The sequence below is a fragment of the Acutalibacter intestini genome, assembly GCF_034334985.1.
Taxonomy (GTDB): Bacteria; Bacillota; Clostridia; order Oscillospirales; family Acutalibacteraceae; genus Acutalibacter; species Acutalibacter intestini.
The window spans coordinates 1-4,672 of the sequence record NZ_JAWXXL010000079.1; the positions used below are offsets into that span (position 1 = coordinate 1).

General features: G+C 52.4%; 6 protein-coding genes and 1 pseudogene. 2 read left to right on the forward strand and 5 right to left on the reverse strand.

The genetic code is table 11. The features are described from left to right. Positions 1 to 95: 95 nt before the first annotated feature. Both U8U68_RS21445 and U8U68_RS21450 read right to left on the reverse strand, forming a co-directional pair. Positions 96 to 893: an MFS transporter gene (locus U8U68_RS21445; RefSeq protein ID WP_322204435.1), complete on the reverse strand. Its 798-nt coding sequence runs from the start codon at positions 891 to 893 to the stop codon at positions 96 to 98. Then, positions 890 to 1,387 carry an MFS transporter gene (locus U8U68_RS21450; protein ID WP_322204437.1) on the reverse strand — a complete coding sequence of 166 codons (498 nt, stop codon included), beginning with the start codon at positions 1,385 to 1,387 and terminating at the stop codon, positions 890 to 892. The genes U8U68_RS21445 and U8U68_RS21450 overlap by 4 nt, the downstream gene beginning before the upstream one ends. Before the next feature lie 21 nt (positions 1,388 to 1,408). Between U8U68_RS21450 and U8U68_RS21455 the strand changes: the two genes are divergently transcribed. Further along, positions 1,409 to 2,044, forward strand: coding sequence for a hypothetical protein (locus tag U8U68_RS21455; RefSeq protein WP_322204439.1), 636 nt, complete (start codon positions 1,409 to 1,411; stop codon positions 2,042 to 2,044). Positions 2,045 to 2,184: 140 nt separating this feature from the next. Here U8U68_RS21455 and U8U68_RS21460 read toward each other — a convergent pair whose 3' ends face one another. Further along, the gene (locus U8U68_RS21460; RefSeq protein WP_322204445.1) at positions 2,185 to 2,418 is read right to left on the reverse strand and encodes a helix-turn-helix domain-containing protein; all 234 of its coding nucleotides are present in this window, start codon (positions 2,416 to 2,418) and stop codon (positions 2,185 to 2,187) included. A gap of 227 nt (positions 2,419 to 2,645) precedes the next feature. Beyond that, a pseudogene (locus tag U8U68_RS21465) lies at positions 2,646 to 2,955 on the reverse strand (type IV secretory system conjugative DNA transfer family protein); the annotation flags it as partial. Positions 2,956 to 3,153: 198 nt separating this feature from the next. Between U8U68_RS21465 and U8U68_RS21470 the strand changes: the two are divergent. Further along, entirely contained in the window at positions 3,154 to 4,119 is a 966-nt protein-coding gene (locus tag U8U68_RS21470) for a methyltransferase domain-containing protein (protein ID WP_322204441.1), read from the forward strand. A 310-nt stretch (positions 4,120 to 4,429) separates the two neighbouring features. Here the strand turns inward: U8U68_RS21470 and U8U68_RS21475 are convergent. Then, positions 4,430 to 4,672 (reverse strand): hypothetical protein (locus U8U68_RS21475; RefSeq protein ID WP_322204443.1); only part of this gene is annotated, 243 nt, incomplete at its 5' end.

Genomic DNA, 4,672 nt, shown 5'->3' on the forward strand with positions numbered 1-4,672 from the left:
GTGGAAGATATTTCCCACAAAATCCAGTCATTTATGCGCAGATTACAGCATCATCCCTCTGCCGTTTCCAGTTTCTTCCTTCATCCTTCACTTTCCTATCTTTGCACGCAGAAGTAATACCCCGCCCCGGCGGAGACCGCGCCCCAAATGGCCGCGCCTGCGCCATTGCCGATGTCGCCCATGAGCATAAAGGCAGTGCTGGCCAGGCCCCGGCGCTCGTTGGGCACGGCAAGCATGACTTCCACCTGCAAAAGCTGGGTGACAGCCGTGATGCCCACACCCACTAGCACGGCGGAAAGCTTCATCAACGCCAGGTTATAGGCGAAGGCGATGAGCCCGGTGCCAAGCCCGCACAGGATAATGCCGAACAGGATGCAGGTGCGCTTGGGCACATTGGCAATCACCCGGCCCACGGTCAGGCGGGCAGCGATGACCGCCAGGTTGTTCACCAGAAAATAGAGACTGATTTGTTCAATGCCTCTCTCCAGGCCGCAGGGGGTGAGGAAGCTCATGATGGAGGAGTTGCCAATGTAGATGAACAGGCTTATCATGGAGGGCAGCAGCACCAAGGTCAGGAAAACCTTGTCTAAGCGCAGGCCGGTTTTGGGCTTGGATTCGCCCTTTTCCGGCTGGGCGGGCCGCTGGTAGTGTTCTTTGATGGGCAGGGCTAGGGCAAAGGCGATAAAGCCCATAATCACCGCCGACCAGAACATGGCCTCTGGGCCGAGGTTGTTGTAGATGGCAAGGCCGATAGCTGGTGTCGCCGCAAACACCAGCGAGCTGCTGATGCCGAAGAAGCCCATGGCGTCCACCAGCAGGTCCTCTGGGGAGATGTCGGCCACCATGGTGGGCGGCACTGGGAAGAAGATGCCCTGGGTAAAGCCGTGGATCACCCGCAGGGCAACAGGACGTTCAAGTCCTTGGTGAAACAGAAGGCCAGGGCGTTCAGGGCATAGAGCCCGCTGCCGATGACCAGCAGTTTTTTGCGGCCTATCCGGTCGATCAGCGGCGCAACGATGATACGGGTGGCCATGCCCAGCAGGGTCAGGCCGGTCATCATCATGCCGGTGAGGGCGTTGGTGCCGCCCAGGTCCAGCACATAGACCGGCAGAAGCGAAATGAAGATGCTGTTGGTGTAGGACGCAATGGAACAGACCAGCAGCACCAGGATAAAGTCCCGGTTCCACAAGCGCCGGGAAAACATTTTTGAAAACATAGAGTGTATCCATCCTTTCCCGTCCTCTGTTTTCCTCATTATAACAGCGTGAGTGGAAAGAATTGAATACTTAGTTTCTGTGGCATGGTATGCCTCAAAAGCATATAAAGATTTTGAAGAAACCCTTGACATGGAGTGCGCTTCATGTGTTATGATGCAGGCGGAACACATCTACTCAAAAAGGAGCCGCTTATGAAAGTGTTATTTATCGGCAACAGCCACACCTTTGTCCACTATGTGCCCGCCCGGGTCAAGGCGTTTTGTGAAAGCCACGGAAGCCCCATCGAGCCGGTGATGCTCACCCACCCTGGCATGGGCCTGGACTGGCACCTGGGGCAGTCCCAGACTTACTTTAACCTCATGTGCGGCGGGTATGACGCTGTTATTTTGCAGCACAACGCCCATCCGTTTCCCGGAAAAGATTCCCTGCTGGAAGCCGGGGAGAAAATGGCGGCGTTGGTGCCAAAAGGTACAAAAATTTACCTGTACATGACCTGGAGTGAGAAGAACAATCCCCAGGGCCAAGCAGTTATGAGCGAGGCTTACGAGGCCCTGGCAGAGAAGACCGGCGCGGCTGTCTGCCCAGTTGGGTGTGTCTGGTGGCAGGTGGCAAGCACCCATCCGGACGAGGAACTTTACTTTGCCGATGGCGAACACAGCTCTGTATTAGGAGCTTGCCTCTCGGCAGCGGTGATCGGGCGCACGCTGTTAGGGCTGGAGACCACGCCTGAAAACTGCTATGCAGACGCGAAGGAGTTAGAACGGCTGGAGTTGGATTCCCGAATGATTGATCTGGTCATGCGAGATGGAGGGTTGGAGATGGCATGAGCACAGTCATCTTGTGAGCTTTCCTATTCTTTCTGCTGTATTCCATTCTTCAATTGGATAGTTCCCTATACCCGCCATGATGACAGGAGGCGCCTGCCACCGATAGGGCACAAAGGCTCCCTGGCGGCAGGTGTTTTCTGTCACATTTTCTTCAGGTGAAAAAGTAAACTGCTTTTACCGCCCTTGGCGCGGCAGCGCTGCTCCGTGTCTAACAGTTCTGCTTTCCTCAGATCCTGTAAGGCCCTGCGCACCGTTGACTGCGACAATTTCAATTCTCTGGCGATAGTAGAAATGGCAGGCCAACACTCACCATCCCGATTTGCCCTGTCTGCCAGATAGATATAAACGGCCACGGCCCTGTGCTGCAAGTCCATCTTGTACGGCCCATCCTGAACTACCTCCGGCTCAGAATCACGGTTGTGGGGTGCGACCTCTTTTAGCGGTCTGTTTTGCCTGTTGGCGGGGCCTTTCTTCTTTGAGGTGCGCTTGCGTTGCTTTTGTACAGGTGCATCCTGGCTCTGTCCACCAGCAGGTGTATCCTCCGGCGGTGTATCATCATTCTTCAGCCAATCAGGATGGTATTTCAGCACGATGGCCTGTGGGAGCTCATTCTTCTCCGCATAAGCCACCTTCCGGTTGCCATTTTCCGGGACAGCGTATTGCTCATCGAACTGAATACCCCAATCAAAGTACAGTTTTAACTTGACCTTCATGGGATAAAAGCCGGTTTTCATCACGATGAACTGGCCCTTTGGCATGGACTTCAACTCGTCCGGCGTCATGAGTGGGCGCTCTATCATTTGCAGGGATTGGCTGGGGTCGTTCTTGCTTCTTGACACCGAGCCTGACATCACCGTGCGGCTGCCCAGCGCCTTGGACAGCACTTCGGCAGAGCCGCTGTTGGGCGCGAAAGCTTTCAAGCGAACTGATGACCGCTGGGGCGGGATCGTGTGGTACATAGATGAGAAGGGGAAGCGTAAATCGTTTTCAAATACTACGGTCATAAACTTCAACCACTGGTTGAGCGCAGTCAAAATCTCTTCGCTTGCCTTGTGTCCATATCTGGCTTATAATAATTCCAGCAGGTAACCAGTTGAAGGAGGCGCATCATGGAATTTCATTTAGGCAAAGCAATACAGTGCTTGCGCAAAAAGCGGAGTATCAGCCAGGGAGAAGTTGCCCAGCAACTTCATGTCAGCATGCAGGCGGTCAGCAAATGGGAAACGGGAAAGGCAAATCCGGATTTATCACTTTTACCTGGGCTGGCAGAACTATTTGGCGTGTCTATTGACGAACTGTTTTTTGAAGGGACACAAACGCCGGTAGAGGGGGAAATTCTGGAACAAAATAGCAGCGGCTGGAATCAGATAGCGCAGACAGAGTGGGCCGGGACACATTTGCCGTCATACGGGCCTTATTCGCCTTCAGAGGAAAACCTCTGCCTATTCGGCGATGTAAGTGAGAAGAGTGTGTTGGAGCTGGCCTGCGGCAGTGGGAAGTCCTTGTTATGGATGGCCGAACGGGGGGCAAAGGAGCTATGGGGATTGGATATTTCTGAAACCAGAATTGGTCAGGCAAAAAGCCTGCTGAGAATGGCTGGCAAAAAAGCGAACCTGTTTTCTGCGGCAATGGAAACGAATCCGGGAATTCCCCGCAGCCGTTTCGATATAGTCTACTCCATTTATGGTCTTGGATGGACAACAAATTTGAATGCCACGATTGCCCGCGTTCAGGAGTATCTCAGACCCGGCGGATTGTTTATATTTTCCTGGGACAACCCATTGATGCAATGTGTGGATGCCATAGATGGACAGTATATTCTCTCCAGCTCTTATGTAGAGGAAAGAGAAATCGAAATCCAAAAAATGGGGGTAAGCGGCCTGCACCTCAAAAACTGGAAACTCAGTTCTTATCTTAACTGCTTGTCAGAGCATGGATTTCTTATCCAACGAGTTGTAGAGGAATCCACTTATGAGCAAGCTGAGGCGAATCTCTTCCGAGAGGGAAAGTACTATTCGGGCGGCAAAGCGCGGCTTATCAACCCGGTGATAATCGTGAAATCAAAAAAATTATGAAAAGAAAAGCCCGCCTGCAAGGAATCACAGACGGGTTCAATTTTTGAAGTCAGAAAGAAGGAATAGGGGAGCACACCCCAGTTTTTTGATGATTTATTGATGATGTGCCAGACGGAAAGGTTAGAAACGAATGGCACCGGATACGAAAAAAGCGCAAATTACACACCATAGAGAGCGGCTCCATAGACCGCATACCACCACCCAAAACGCAAAAAACCCCGGAATTCCAAGGAATTCCGGGGTTTTTCTTTGGCACGCACGACCAAAAAGATATTTTCGCCCAATCGGTGTGCGTATCCGAACCCTCACATCAAACTGGTATCGTCTGCTCAACTTCTAATCCTCCTGCAAAAATCACCTTTAATTTATCTTTGGACTCCACCACCACGCATTCCAGCACCTGTCGCACCAGCCGGTCATCATATTCCATGGGGTGATTCTCCAGCCCATCCAGGATAGTAAAAATTTCATCCAGCCGGGACTCTGCATTCTCCTTTTCCTGCTGTGCATTGTCAAGTTGAGCCAACTGTTGCTCCAAGCTGTTTTTCTCAGC